The 13,014-nt window shown below is 67.8% G+C and carries 15 protein-coding genes and 1 pseudogene; 6 read left to right on the forward strand and 10 right to left on the reverse strand.

Annotation, left to right across the window (positions count from 1 at the left end; genetic code table 11):
- Positions 1–241: transposase (locus FMZ75_RS13600; RefSeq protein ID WP_207783437.1), on the forward strand; the 241-nt coding region annotated here is incomplete at its 5' end.
- A 163-nt stretch (positions 242–404) separates the two neighbouring features.
- On the opposite strand, the pseudogene FMZ75_RS13605 reads toward FMZ75_RS13600, so the two are convergent.
- The 4 genes and pseudogenes from FMZ75_RS13605 to FMZ75_RS13620 form a co-directional block, all read right to left on the reverse strand.
- A pseudogene (locus FMZ75_RS13605) lies at positions 405–614 on the reverse strand (transposase); the annotation flags it as partial.
- A gap of 168 nt (positions 615–782) precedes the next feature.
- Positions 783–1,133 carry a DUF1491 family protein gene (locus FMZ75_RS13610; protein ID WP_166143511.1) on the reverse strand — a complete coding sequence of 117 codons (351 nt, stop codon included), beginning with the start codon at positions 1,131–1,133 and terminating at the stop codon, positions 783–785.
- A 74-nt stretch (positions 1,134–1,207) separates the two neighbouring features.
- The gene (locus tag FMZ75_RS13615) at positions 1,208–1,876 is read right to left on the reverse strand and encodes a peptidoglycan-binding protein (protein WP_166143513.1); all 669 of its coding nucleotides are present in this window, start codon (positions 1,874–1,876) and stop codon (positions 1,208–1,210) included.
- A complete protein-coding gene (locus FMZ75_RS13620; protein WP_246728969.1) occupies positions 1,869–3,710 on the reverse strand; it encodes a PAS domain-containing sensor histidine kinase in 1,842 nt (613 codons plus the stop codon). Before FMZ75_RS13620 ends, FMZ75_RS13615 begins: the two co-directional genes overlap by 8 nt.
- 249 nt (positions 3,711–3,959) lie before the next feature.
- Here FMZ75_RS13620 and FMZ75_RS13625 point away from each other — a divergent pair, with 249 nt between their 5' ends.
- From FMZ75_RS13625 to cobU, 3 genes are all read left to right on the forward strand, one after another.
- Positions 3,960–4,310 carry a hypothetical protein gene (locus FMZ75_RS13625; RefSeq protein ID WP_166143515.1) on the forward strand — a complete coding sequence of 117 codons (351 nt, stop codon included), beginning with the start codon at positions 3,960–3,962 and terminating at the stop codon, positions 4,308–4,310.
- 102 nt (positions 4,311–4,412) lie between these two features.
- Positions 4,413–4,835: a SufE family protein gene (locus FMZ75_RS13630; protein WP_108915283.1), complete on the forward strand. Its 423-nt coding sequence runs from the start codon at positions 4,413–4,415 to the stop codon at positions 4,833–4,835.
- Between the two features lie 50 nt (positions 4,836–4,885).
- Positions 4,886–5,401 (forward strand): bifunctional adenosylcobinamide kinase/adenosylcobinamide-phosphate guanylyltransferase, encoded by a 516-nt coding sequence (gene cobU, locus FMZ75_RS13635; protein WP_108915282.1) that lies wholly within the window; start codon positions 4,886–4,888, stop codon positions 5,399–5,401.
- On the opposite strand, the gene FMZ75_RS13640 is transcribed toward cobU, so the two are convergent.
- Positions 5,380–5,931, reverse strand: a complete 552-nt coding sequence (locus FMZ75_RS13640) for a TetR/AcrR family transcriptional regulator (protein ID WP_142863423.1) — start codon at positions 5,929–5,931, stop codon at positions 5,380–5,382. The two genes, cobU and FMZ75_RS13640, sit on opposite strands and share 22 nt — an antisense overlap.
- A gap of 109 nt (positions 5,932–6,040) precedes the next feature.
- Here FMZ75_RS13640 and FMZ75_RS13645 point away from each other — a divergent pair, with 109 nt between their 5' ends.
- Entirely contained in the window at positions 6,041–6,349 is a 309-nt protein-coding gene (locus FMZ75_RS13645) for a carboxymuconolactone decarboxylase family protein (protein WP_166143517.1), read from the forward strand.
- Between the two features lie 27 nt (positions 6,350–6,376).
- Here FMZ75_RS13645 and FMZ75_RS13650 read toward each other — a convergent pair whose 3' ends face one another.
- Positions 6,377–7,075, reverse strand: coding sequence for a spore coat biosynthesis protein F (locus FMZ75_RS13650; protein WP_142863421.1), 699 nt, complete (start codon positions 7,073–7,075; stop codon positions 6,377–6,379).
- 206 nt (positions 7,076–7,281) lie between these two features.
- Between FMZ75_RS13650 and FMZ75_RS13655 the strand changes: the two genes are divergently transcribed.
- Positions 7,282–9,132 carry a cation:proton antiporter gene (locus FMZ75_RS13655; RefSeq protein ID WP_166143519.1) on the forward strand — a complete coding sequence of 617 codons (1,851 nt, stop codon included), beginning with the start codon at positions 7,282–7,284 and terminating at the stop codon, positions 9,130–9,132.
- 20 nt (positions 9,133–9,152) lie between these two features.
- Here FMZ75_RS13655 and FMZ75_RS13660 read toward each other — a convergent pair whose 3' ends face one another.
- The 4 genes from FMZ75_RS13660 to FMZ75_RS13675 form a co-directional block, all read right to left on the reverse strand.
- Positions 9,153–10,709, reverse strand: a complete 1,557-nt coding sequence (locus tag FMZ75_RS13660) for an ATP-dependent DNA helicase RecQ (protein ID WP_166143521.1) — start codon at positions 10,707–10,709, stop codon at positions 9,153–9,155.
- 6 nt (positions 10,710–10,715) lie between these two features.
- Positions 10,716–11,339: a response regulator FixJ gene (gene fixJ / locus FMZ75_RS13665; RefSeq protein ID WP_142862152.1), complete on the reverse strand. Its 624-nt coding sequence runs from the start codon at positions 11,337–11,339 to the stop codon at positions 10,716–10,718.
- A 232-nt stretch (positions 11,340–11,571) separates the two neighbouring features.
- A complete protein-coding gene (locus tag FMZ75_RS21350; protein ID WP_207783438.1) occupies positions 11,572–12,081 on the reverse strand; it encodes a hypothetical protein in 510 nt (169 codons plus the stop codon).
- 510 nt (positions 12,082–12,591) lie between these two features.
- A complete protein-coding gene (locus FMZ75_RS13675) occupies positions 12,592–12,936 on the reverse strand; it encodes an SPW repeat protein (protein ID WP_142862153.1) in 345 nt (114 codons plus the stop codon).
- Between the last annotated feature and the right edge of the window lie 78 nt (positions 12,937–13,014).

Genomic DNA, 13,014 nt, shown 5'->3' on the forward strand with positions numbered 1-13,014 from the left:
GGACCATTGGCAGAAGATCTATTCGACGAATGGTCTCGAGCGGGTGAACGGCGAGATCAAACGCCGCACCGAGGTCGTCGGCATCTTTCCCAACGAGGGCGCGATCACCCGTCTCGTCGGCGCGATCCTGCTCGAGACGAACGATGAATGGGCCGTGCAGCGCGGTCGCTACATGACGCTGGCCACGATCGCGCCTTTGAGCGATGATCCCATCGTCAAGCTGTCCGCCGTGACCGCCTGAACATTCCGGCCAAAGCCGGAAATCCCGGTGTCCGCCTCGATCCAGCTACACCACGCTCTGGGGCACGATCGAGGGACGAATCTCGGTCCCGTGTCGGAGGAGGCGCTGATCCGATCGGCCGCCACGACGTCGCCGAATCTGAACCCCGGCGATAAAGATCAAACACCCAGCGGCTGAATCGCGTGTGCACGACGCGAAAATCACCGAAGCGCTCCGGCAAATCGCGCCAGGGTATGCCGGCGCGATAGCAATACAGCACCGCCTCGACGAAAAGCCGGTTGTCCTTGGCGGTCACGCCGACCGTTCCCTCGCGCCCGGGAAGCAAACTCTCGATGCGCAGCCATTGATCATTGCGCAAGGCGTGACGTCGCACCATCGGTCGGCCCCACCGATTCGGCCAACCACCTATGAATCACGCAAACTCGATCTTGGGAATCGGCAAGCCTGCCCGTGGGGCGCCTTACCAATCGATGACAGGCGCTAGGTGGCGAGTTGCTGGCGCGGCGCGCCGATGAAGCGGTCTACTTCGGCTGGAATCGCTCTATTGCTCTCGAGCGGCGATATCGACGAAGCCGCGGCCCTCGCGATCCTCGATCTCGACCAGCCAGAGATCGGAGTCGAAAGCGATTTCCTTGCGCGCGCGCTCCTCGGCCTCGAGCGGCGTCACCCATTCTTCCGAATGCAGCCGGGCGAAGAGGCGGTCGACGCCTTCGGGAAGGTCGAAGCTCTGCGGCGCCGGGCCGAGCAGCGCCGCGCGTCCGTCCAGCCGATCGATCTTGACGAAGATCGCGCCGGCCTCCTCGGAGCCGCGACGGCGCAGCATGGCGACGGAACCGGCCGTCTCGGCGCGGCGGATGAGAGCGGAGACATAGAAGTCGGAGCGCAGACGCATGAGTTCTTTTCAGCCGATCGAGGCCGTCCGCGCAAGGGCCTTCACCGACGACAGGGCTTTCACCGACGACCCCGTCAATGCGCGACGAGGCGCGCTCGGGGCTGCTCCAGCTTGTGCAGCAGTTTCGGCGTCACTGCGCCGGTGACGGGGAGGTGATTGTCGCGCTCGAATTTCTCGATCGCCTGCTTGGTCGCGCCGCCCATCCTGCCGTCGGCGTTCAGCGCATAGCCGAGCTTGGCGAGCGCGCGCTGGGCGGCCAGGACATTTTTGTCGGCCTCATCCGTCTTATGGGCGTCCTTCTTGGGCGCGAGCAGCGCGCCGATCGCGTCGCGTTTCTCGGCCTGTGTCGACTCCGGCTTGGCTGTGGGCTTGGCCGCGGCATGAGCCGTCGGCGCGGGCTGGATCGCCGGGGGCTGCGCCGGGGCCGCCACGGCCTGCGGGCGTGCGGGCGGGAGCGGCGCCTGCGCCTCGGCGGCGGCGCGCGGCTCGGGCGCGAAGGAGCGGAACAGCGGCGCCGGATGGCGTCCGTCCTGGAAATAGAGCGCGTTCAACGGCACGCCGATCGCCGTCACGCCGGCGAGGCAGAGGAAGACGATCCCGCGCCTGCGGCCGCCGAACAGTCTCGTCAGCGGGCCTTTTTCGGCCTTGGCGCTGGCCTTGGAGCCGCGGCCGCGCCGCGTTTCGCCGCGATCCTCGTCGCGGAGCAGGAAATCATGATTGGCGCCGGCGAGAGCTTCACGCAATTTTCTTCACCCTGTCTTCGGCGGCCTCGAGCTCCTCGGCGGGACGGATGACGCCGCGGCGGGCGATCGTTTCGATCCTGGCGAGAGCGGGGGCTTTGTTCTGAAAGGGACGGCAATCGAGCGGCAGGCGCACGGTGACGCTGGTGCCGCTGCGCGGCGCGCTTTCCACCGCAATGGTTCCGCCGTGCAGGCCGACGAGGCCGCGCACCACGGAGAGGCCGAGGCCGGTGCCTTCATAGGCGCGGTCATGGCTGGCGCTGGCCTGGAAGAAAGGATCGCCGAGCCGGCCGAGATCGGAGGCGGAAATGCCGATGCCGCTGTCTGTGACGGAGAGCGCGAGGCAATTGCCGTCCGGAGCGAGGCGGATGCGCACGCGGCCGTTGGCGGGCGTGAATTTCACCGCATTGGAGAGAAGATTGATGATGATCTGCTTGCAGGCGCGCTTGTCGCCGACGATCTCCTCGAGCCGCTCGCCATAATCGCGCGCGAGCGTCACCTGGCCCTGCTCGGCCTTCAGCTGCATCATGCTCACGCATTGCTCGACGAGCTCGGGCAGAGAGAAAGGCTCGGGCGAAAGCTGCATCGAGCCCGATTCGATCTTCGACATGTCGAGAATCGTATTGACGACGGCGAGCAGATGCTGGCCCGAATTGCGGATGATCTCCGCATATTCGCGGCGCTTGGCCGGATCGGCGGGCGCGAGCTGCTCGCTCGCCAGCATTTCCGAGAAGCCGATGATGGCGTTGAGCGGCGTGCGCAGCTCATGGCTGACATTGGCGAGGAAGCGCGTCTTGCCGGCGGCGGCCATCTCGCTCTCGCGGCGCGCCGCTTCGATCGTCTCGGCGGCGTGACGCTGCGCCGTCACATCGCGCAGAATGCAGACGACGCCGGCCGCGGTTTCCCCCTCGACGGCCTCCATCTGGCTGCTGCGCGCCTCGAAGAAATGAAACACCGGCTCGAGGAACTCGCCCTGCTCGTTGCGCGAATGGCCGATGCGCAGCCGCAGCGTCGCCCGTATCGTCTCGCCGGTCGCTATGGCGTCGGAGACGAGCTTGAGAAAGGCCGGGCGGTCGCCGACATGGACGCGCTGGAAAAAGCCGCGTCCCATCAATTCGCGGGCGTCGAGGCCGTAAGCCTCGGCCGCGTCGCCGATGAGGGTGGAGACCGCGCCGCCTTCGTCGAAGCCGATGACGAGATCGCCGGCGGCCTCCGAGACGAGCCGCAGATCGCGGGCGCTGCGCGCCTCCGCCCGAGAGCGGATCGTCTCGACCCGCGCCGCGCAGCGGGCGAGCAGAACGACATAGAGAACGAGAGGCGCCGCGAGCAGCGTCTCGAGAAATCCGCCGCCGTCGGCCGCGGTCAGAGCGGTGGCGGTCAGAGCGGCGGCGGCCAGAACCGCGAGCGCCCCGAAGGCGACGGTGGCGACCAGAGTGAGATCGAGCGCGAGCGTCGCCTCGATGAGGGCGAGCGCTCCGAACGGCGCCGCGGCGCCGGAGTGCTCGCCGGCCGCGAGGCAGGCGGCCGCGAGCGCGAGCCAGCCAAAGGCGGCGATCGACTGCGCGACCTTCAGATCGTCGAGGCGCAGCAGAGCGACCACCGACAAGAGCGGCAATTGCGCCAGAGCGAAGATCGCGCTCTCGCCGAGCGTCGGCGCGCCATGGACGACGATCCACAGCGGGGCGGCGATGAGCACGCCAGCGGCCAGGGCCAGATGCGAGAGGAGGAAGGCTTCGCGCCGCGCGCGCTCCATCGAAGTGATCGGGCGTCCGGATTGCGCCAGACGCTCGATCCACTCACTCGACACGGCCGCCCAAGGTGCAGTTGGCTTACGCAAATTCACGCTCCCGATCGAGGCCCAATGTGACAAATCGGTGTTAAGTGACTGCTAAACCGACCATAGAAATGGAAGAAATCCGTTCTCGTCGGGACGGAAAGCGGCTTATGGTTTGCGACTTCTTAGCCCTCCGGCCCCGCTCGCGCCGGCGTGTTTCGCGACACTCGACATTTACGAAGCGGTAAGGGACACAGGCGAACGTTTCGCCGACGCGCGGCGGCTCCGCGTCGGCGAAGCGAGGCGGCGATCGTGGGATTCTTGCTCAAAACTCTGTTTTTTTTAGGGGTGGTCTGTCTCCTCGTCATGCGTGACGCGGACCACGATCCGGCCCCGCGCGAGCGCGCCGCGCCGGCGCGTTTTCCCGCCGCGGCTCGGGCCGAGCCGGCTTCGAGCGCCGAGCGCAAGGTCTCGCCGGTCGAGACGGCGCGCGGCGCCCTTTCGGAGCTCGCGGAAGAGGCGGCGGGCCGAATCGCCGCCGTGGCCCGCGATCATTGCATGGCGCATCCGATGGAATGTCTGCAGGCGGCCGAGCGAATCGGCCGGGCGACGGCGCCGGTCGAGCCGCCGCGGCGCCCCACTGGCCTCGGCGCGGCGCCGTGATTGCATCGACGCAGGCGATCGAGCCAATGCGCCGGCGATTGCGCCAAAACGGACAGTGGCCATATAGAAGTCGGCATGGCGTCTCCAGCGGGCGAGCGAACAATGGTGATAGACGAGATCATCGGCAATTTCGAAATGCTCGACGAGTGGGAGGACCGGTATCGATATCTCATCGAGCTCGGCCGCACTCTGGAGCCGCTGCCGGACGAAGCCCATACGGAAGAGAACAAGGTTCGCGGCTGCGCGAGCCAGGTGTGGCTGGAGAGCAAGGTGATCCGCGAAGGCCGCGGCGCGCCGATCCTCTCGCTGCGCGGCGACAGCGACGCCCATATCGTGCGCGGGCTCGTGGCGCTGATCCTGGCGCTGTATTCCGGCCGGCCGGCCGATGAGATCGCCGGTCTCGACGCCATGCCGCTGTTCACCGAGCTCGGCCTCGCCCAGCATTTGACGCCCCAGCGCAGCAATGGCGTCCGCGCCATGGTCGAGCGCATCAAGAACGAAGCCCGCGCCGCTCTCGCGGCGTGATTTGCCCGTCGCTCGCGAACGGGGTAAATCCCGCCCGGGCGTGACGGAGCATGACTGAAAACCCGCATCTGACCTTCGTCCTCGGCGGGGCCCGCTCCGGCAAGAGCGGCTTCGCGGAGCGGCTCGTCACCGCCGGGCCCGGTCCCTGGACCTATATCGCCACCGCGCAGGCTTTCGACGAGGAGATGCGCAGCCGCATCTCCGCGCATAGAGAGCGGCGCGCCGGCGATTGGCGCACGATCGAAGCGCCGCAGGCGCTGGCGCAGGCCATTGGCGAAGCGCCGGCAGAGCATCCGCTGCTGGTCGATTGCCTCACGCTCTGGCTGAGCAACCGCCTGCTGGCGGAGGCGGATTTGCGCGCCGATCGCGCGGCGCTGCTCGAAGCCCTCGCCGAGCGGCGCGCGCCGACCGTCGTGGTCTCCTCCGAGGTCGGCCTCTCCATCGTGCCGGAGAATGCGCTGGCGCGGCGGTTTCGCGACGCCGCCGGCGAATTGCATCAGGCGGTCGCCGGCGCTGCGGGGCGGCTCTATCTCGTCGTCGCCGGTTATCCGCTCGCGGTGAAGTGACGCGCCGCCATGCGCGCGGTCGCTTTCTCCAACATGGCCGGATCGTCCATGGCGCGAGCGAGCAGCACGCCGCCCTCGAAAGCCGCGAGAATCGCCTCCGCCTCGGCGGCGTCGCCGCGCAGCGCGACGCGCAGCCAGGCCAGCGTCTCGGCGAAGAAGCGCCGCGCCTCGGCGCCGACCTCGGAGGGCAGGCCGCCGACCTCCGCCGCCAACATGCCGAAAAGGCACATGCGCTTCTTCTCGGCCACGGTGCGGCGGAACATTTCCGCGAGCATCCCCACCGCCTCCGCTGGCGTGCGGGTCAGCGGATCGCCGAGTTCCTCGACGCAGAGATCGGCGTAGCGCCGCGCCACCGCGGCGACCAGCGCCGGCTTGGTGGGGAAAAAATAATGGACGCTGGCGCTCTTCACTCCGACATCGGCGGCGATGTCGCGAAAGCTCACGCCATTATAGCCGTAGCGGCAGAGCCGCTCCTCCGCGCTGTCGAGAATTCTCGCGGCTGTCCCTTCGCCGCGTCGCGCCGTCGCCATCCGTCTCATCCTTTCCCAGGAGAGGAAGCGCATTGACAGGCCCTTCGTCAATGGCGCATGGTTCACCTATCATCTGATAGGTAAGCGCTCATCGCAAGGAGGGAAGGCCATGTACGACATGCAGAATGTGAAGCGGCTGAAAGCGGTCGGCGAATCGGCGCCCACGGCCTGGGAGGCGTTCAAGCAATTCGACGCGGCGGCCATGGCCGAGGGCGCCATCCCCAAGAAATACAAGGAGCTGATCGCCCTCGCCGTGGCCATGACGACGCAATGCCCCTATTGCCTCGAAATCCATCGCAAGCAGGCGCTCGCCGCTGGCGCGACCGAGGCCGAGCTCGCCGAGACCGTCTTCATCGCCGCCGCGCTGCGCGCCGGCGCCGCCGTCACCCATGGGACGCATATCGCCGGCATGGAGTGAGTCTTTCCCGACAGATTTCGCCCGAGCTCATTGCGCCGCGAGCCGATCGGCCGCGGCGATTATTTCCGCCAGAGTGAAATCGGTGCGGCCCGCAAAGCTCTGAAAGATCGCCTCCAGGCGCGGCAGATCGGCGAGGCTCTCGAGCCCGAGCCGCAGATCGGGCCGCGCGACCTCCGCCGGGGCTTTCAGGCTCAGCGGGCGATAGATGCGGCTGTTCTCGCGCAGAAAGGCGGGGCCGCGGCGACGCTGCTCCGGCTCGCCGCAGCGCTTTTCCGCCTCGGTCAGCGCCGCGGCGGTGAAGCCGTCGATCTCCATGCCGCGCGGATAGGCCGGCGCCAGCGTATTGCCGATCCAATCCAGCATTCCATCGGTCATTTGCAACAGATCGGCGACTTGCGTGACGAGCGCGGGGTCGATCAGCGGATTGCGCGCGTCGAGCGAAATGCCGCCCTTGGCGCCCGCCGCCGCCATCGCCGCGAGCTGGCGGCCGATGAGATCGTCGCGCTCGCCGGTTTGGCAAGGCGTTCCACGCGCGGCGCAAAAATCGCGAATCGGCGCGTCTTCCGGCTCGTCGCTGGTGGTCACGACGATTCCGACGAGCTTTTCCGCATGGGTCAGTCGATCGAGCAGCCGCCCGAGCAGAGGCGCGCCGGCGAGCGGCGCCAGCGCGCCGGTCTCGCGGCCGTCCTGCATCGTCGTAGCGGAAATAATGGCGAGGACGTTCATGAACGCCGCCTTTCATCGCAGAGCGCGGCCGCCCACGGCGGCCTTTCCGCACGCAGCAAAAGCAAGCGATGCGCCATGTCGCCGACAGGCTCGTCGCGACGCGAAGCTCTCGCCGCGTAAATCGGCTTCGTAAGCGGGCGCCGGAGCCCTTATGCTGAACCGCGAATCGGCGCGGAACAGCGCGCCGCGATGCGGAAAGGATGGCGATGTCGGGGACTGCTGCGTTCCAGTGGGGCGAATATCGCGAGGCTCTGCTGTTTTTGGGCACGGCGGGCGTCGTCGCGCCGCTGTTTCATCGATTGCGCGTCAGCCCCATCATCGGCTTTCTGCTGGCCGGCGCGGCGCTCGGGCCCTTCGGCCTCGGCAAGCTCGCGGAGCGTCACGAATTTCTCTCCGCCATCGCGCTGAGCGATCTCGAGGGCGTCGCCAAAATCGCCGAATTCGGCCTCGTCTTTCTGCTGTTCATGATCGGCCTCGAGCTCTCCTGGGAGCGCCTCGCGCGGATGCGGCTGCTCGTCTTCGGGCTCGGCCTGTCGCAAGTCGTTCTCTGCGGCGGCGCGATGGCGGCGGCGGGCGTGTTCTGGGCCGGGCTCGGCCCGGCTCCCGCGGCGCTGCTGGGCGCGGCTCTCGCAATGTCGTCCACGGCGATCGTCATTCCTCTGCTCGCCGAGCGCCGGCGCCTCAATCGCGCCGCCGGCCGCGCCGCTTTTTCGGTGCTGCTGCTGCAGGATCTGATGGTCGCGCCGCTCTTGTTCCTCATCTCCTTCCTCTCCGAGCCCCATGCCGAGACCGAAGGGCTGAAGGCGCTGCTCGCCTTTCTGCCGGCGCTCGTGGCCATGGCCGCGCTCATCGTCGGCGGCCGCCTTTTGCTGCGGCCTTTGTTCCATCTCGTCGCGGCGGCGCAATCGATCGAGCTCTTCACCGCGACGAGTCTGCTGGTCATTATCGGCGCCGGCGTCGCCAGCGCCGCGGCGGGCTTTTCGATGGGCATGGGCGCCTTCATCGCCGGCCTGCTGCTCGCCGAGACGGAATATCGCCGCGAGATCGAGGTGACGATCGAGCCGTTCAAAGGACTGCTGCTCGGCCTCTTCTTCGTCTCCGTCGGCGCCGGGCTCGATTTCGATCGCGTGATCGAAGATTTGCCGCAGGTGCTCGTCATCGCCATAGGCGTGATCGCGATCAAGACGCTCATCGTCTTTCTGCTCGGCCGCGCGTTTCGGATGCGTCCGCGCATAGCGGCGGAAGTGGCGCTGCTGCTCGCGCCCGGCGGCGAATTCGCCTTTATTCTCGGCGGCGCGGCCATCGCCTCCGGCGTGCTGCCGAGGAATCTCGGCGCCGACGCCATGCTCGCCGTGACGCTCGGCCTGTTCGCGCTGCCGGCGCTGGCGCGGCTCGGCGAATGGCTCAATCCCGGCCGCCGTCTGCAAGACGACGAGGCCGAATTCGCGCATCTCGCGCCGGAAGGCGATGTCGCCGCCGGCAAAGTGGTCATCGTCGGCTATGGGCGCGTCGGCGCGCTCATCGGCGATATGCTCGGCCGCCACGAGATTCCTTACGTCGCCGTGGACAATGACGTCAATCTCGTCGCGCAGACGCGCGACAAGGGCGTCGATATCTGCTGGGGCAATTGCATGAGGCGCGAGTTTCTCGTGCTGCTCGGCGTGGCGCAGGCGCGCGCTCTGGTGGTGACGGTGGAAAATCCGCAGGCGGCGCAGGAGATCGTGCGCCTCGCCCATCAGGAGCGCGCCGATCTGACGATCGTCGCGCGCGCTCGCGACGCCTGGCACGCCACGGATCTCTATGAGCTCGGCGCCAGCGACGCGATACCGGAGACGATCGAGGCGAGCCTGCAGCTCGCCGAGACGGTGCTCGTCGATGTCGGCGTGCCCATGGGCTATGTGATCGCCTCCATTCACGAGAAGCGCGACGAATATCGCAAGCTTTTGCAGCCGACCGGCGAGGCGGCGCGCCAGCGCGCCGATCGCGCCTCGACGCGGCTGCTGGAGCTGAAGAAGCGGCGCGCGCGGCCGGCGCAGGGGCTGGAAGACGAAGCGTAGCGACGCGTCCGCTCCTGGGCTCAATCTTCCGCGATCGCGCGCAAGAACTCCTCCGCCGCGATGACGCTCTCGCCATCGAGCGTCCGGGTGAGGACCAGACGCCGCAACACGGCGTCGCTCGCCACCGCGCGCGGAGCGAGACGGCGGCGCTTGGCGATATCGAGACGCAGCCGGATCAGCTCGCGATAGAGCCGCTCCTCGGCCACGCTGAGCCGCTCCTTTGTCGGCTCGACGGAGAGGCCCGGCGCTGCGGCGGGGATAGGCGTCTCCTCCGGCTCGTCCAGACTCTCGGCGTTCGCGCCGGCAAAGCGCGCGAGCGCCGCGACGCGCCAGCCGAGCGTCACCAGCCCGGCGCGGCGCGGCAGCGCCAGCAGGCCGCCGCGGCAATTGTCGCAACGGCCGCAGCGGCCGCTCTCCTCGCCGAAGGCCGCGAGCAGCGTCTGGAAACGGCAGGAGGGGGTGAGGCAGAGCCGCGCCATAGCGCGACGGCGCTCCGTCTCTCCCAAAGCGATGGGATCGTCGGCGGGCGGCGCGAAGCCGAAGCGGCCGGCGAGCTCGCGCGGATCGAAGAGGGCCAGCGCGTCGGCGGGCAGGCCGTCGCGGCCGGCGCGGCCGATCTCCTGATAATAGGCCTCGATCGAATCGGGCGTATCGGCGTGGAAAACGAAGCGCAGGTCTTTTTTGTCGACGCCCATGCCAAAGGCGATGGTCGCGACCATGGTGACGCCGGCGCGCTCGAAGAAAGCGTCCTGATGCGCCGCGCGCGTCGCCGCATCGAGGCCGGCGTGATAGGCGAGCGCGTCGAAGCCGAGCCGGCGCAGCGTCGCCGCCATAGCGTCGGCCTTGCGGCGCGAATTCACATAGACGACCCCGCTCTCGCCCTCTCGCCGGCGCAGGAAGCGCGTCAGCCGCCCCAGCGCATCGCCGCGCGGAGCGAAGGAGAGGCGCAGATTGGGCCGCGAGAAGGAGGAGACGAAAACCTCCGGCTCGCGCGCGAACAGGCTGGCGATGATGTCGGCGCGCGTGCGCGGGCCGGCGGTCGCCGTCACCGCCAGCACCGGCGCGCCGAGCCGCGCCGCGATCTCGCCGAGCTGGGCGTAATCGGGGCGAAATTCGTGACCCCAATGCGAGACGCAATGCGCCTCGTCTACCGCGAGCAGCGCGACTCCGGCGCCGCGCAGAAGCTCGATGGTTCCGTCTTTGGCGAGGCGCTCCGGCGCGAGATAGACGAGCCGCGCCCGTCGGTCCGCTATGGCGGCGACGGCTTCGCCATAATCCTCCTCGCTCTCTCCCGAGTGGAGCGCGACCGCGGCGACGCCCGAGCGCTCGAGGCCGCGCAATTGATCGCGCATCAGTGAGATGAGCGGCGAGACGACGACTGCCGGGGCGATCCCCATCGCCGCCGGCAATTGATAGAGCAGCGATTTGCCCGCGCCTGTCGGCATCACCGCGAGGACGTCGCGCCCCTCGAGCAGAGCGGCGACAGCCGCCTCCTGGCCGGGAAGAAAATCGTCATGGCCGAAGCGTGCGCGCAGAATGCGCCGCGCCTCGTGCAGGTCGGCGGGAGCGCGGCGCAAGGCGGCTCAGATCGACGCGGCGCGCGGGACGAGCACCGAAATGCGCGCCAGCTCCGAGAGGCTCTTGGCGCGCATTTTCACCATCAGCCGGGCGCGATGGACCTCCACCGTGCGCACGCTGATGCCGAGCTCATGGGCGATGATCTTGTTGGGCCGGCCGTCGAGCACGCCGACCAGCACCTCGCGCTCGCGCGAGGTGAGGCTCGCCAGACGATCGCGCGCGGCCGCGGCCTCGGAGCCGAGGCCCCCGGCTCCGCCGCGTCCGCCGAGAGCGTGGCGCACGGAGTCGAGCAGAGACTCGTCGTCGAAAGGCTTCTCGAGCAGATCGACGGCGCCGGCCTTCATCGCCTGGACAGCGAGCGCCACATCGGCATGGGCGGTGATGACGATGACCGGCAGATCGAGGCCGCGGGCCTCGATCTCCGCGAGCAGCTCCAATCCGCTGATCTCCGGCATACGCACGTCGGTGACGACGCAGCCGCCTTCGCCCCGGCCGACGCTCGCCAGAAAATCGCGCGCGGAGGCGTGGGCGCGCACGTCGAAATCTTCCGTCTTCAAGAGAAGCTTCAGGGAATCGCGGACGGCGGCGTCATCGTCGACGATATGAACGATGGCCGGCGCGCTCGTCATAGCCGGCCTCCGCCGCGCCGAGACCGGCCGTCGCCTGAAAAGCCGAGATCGAAAAAACCGTTCGGTCGCATCGAGAATAGGGTCCGACCACCCGGGCGGTTCTGCGCCCCGACAGGCGCTGTCGAGCCGGGATGATCCTATGCGGCGGGCCGATTGGCAATAGCCCCGGGCCTCTGGTCACATCTCCGGTCCGGAGCGCCGACGAAAATCGACGAAGAGGGCGGCGGCGCGGTCAGCGCTCGCCCCGCTGATAGAATAGGCGCGAGCCGAAGCGGGCGATGATCGGCTCGCCGCCTCGCAGCGGCTCCGCCGACTCGCCCCGCGAAGAGCGCCGGCGTCCTTCGCGCGCGGACTCCCGCGCGAAGGAGAGCACCACTCCCGGCTCGCGCAAAGCCCCGCCGCCGGAGGCGCAACCGCGCCGGACGTCGAGGTAATGGCCGAGCAGAGCGGCCTCGAAGGTCGCCTCGGCGGCACGCGGACGGGCGACGATGCCGGCCTCCGGATGGGCGGTGAGCAGCAGCCGCAGCACGATCATGAGATCGGCGGCGCGCGCGGTCACGCCGAGATCGAGAAAGCCGCGCAGATCCGCGACGATCATCTCGCGCACGGCGGAAAGTCCGCGATGGCCGTTGAGCAGATAGCTCTCGAGCAGCGCGTCATGCTCGGGAGAGGGGACGGCGCCGAGAACCAGCTCGTGTGAAGCCAGGCCCGCCTGGGCCGCGCATTGCGACACGGTAATCATGGGACGCTCCTTACGCGTTACGCAAACTCGTTACAGTTCGATGGAGATGCGGTCAGCCGGCGACAAACGATGCGCGGCTGTCGGCGAATGGGCAAAGGGACCGGACGAGCGGATCGCAATAGACGAGACGCCGGAAGAATTGCTTCAAATTGATCGGTTGCGTACGGAGATAAAATTGATGGATGGATGTCATCTGCGCCAAATCTCCCTGGTCGGCCGGATCGCGGCAGGCCTTGTAGATCGTCAATACTTGTTGCTCGGCAAAACCAAAATTAGGACATGTACTTATACGCCGCGCACGCGCCGCGGGCTACGAGCAAACGTATTATTTTTCAATATGTTGAATGGGAGGCCGCAAGGCGCGTCCGGAGCGCTTTTCTGCGATGTTGGACGAAAGAACAGAAAACTCTATTCATTTATCGGTCCAATATACTACAAATCTATTCAAATTCGATCTATTCGGGCCCGAGCCGCGCGCTGAAGGCGACGCTCGCCGGGAATGGCCCGAGTCTAATCGCGAAAGGCGGAGACGCCCCAGATTTCCCAAGCGACATAGGCGACGAGTCCGCCGCCGAATAGGAGATGCACGAGCAGCGCCCGCGTGTCGGGCCAAAAGCCCAGCATCCAGGGCGAGATCACGAGCCACACGCCGACGATGAGATATTCGGGCGTTTCGCTGTCGTCGAGCTCCGCGAAAGCGACGGCCGAAAGCGCCAGCAGGATGACGGCCGAGAAGCTCGTCGCCAGCGTCGCCATCCAGCTCGTGTAGTGGAGGATCCAGGGCGCGAGCAGCAATATCGCCGCGACGGCGAGGCTGCTCCAATCGGGAGTGTGAGAGATGCGCTGCGTCGGCATGATGCCTTCCCGCCCGCCCAGCCTTTGGACGATGAGCGGCGCATATGGCGTCGGGCGGCCCCGCCTTCAAGCGGTCGC

The organism is Methylosinus sp. RM1 (assembly GCF_011378635.1).
GTDB lineage: Bacteria > Pseudomonadota > Alphaproteobacteria > Rhizobiales > Beijerinckiaceae > Methylosinus > Methylosinus sporium.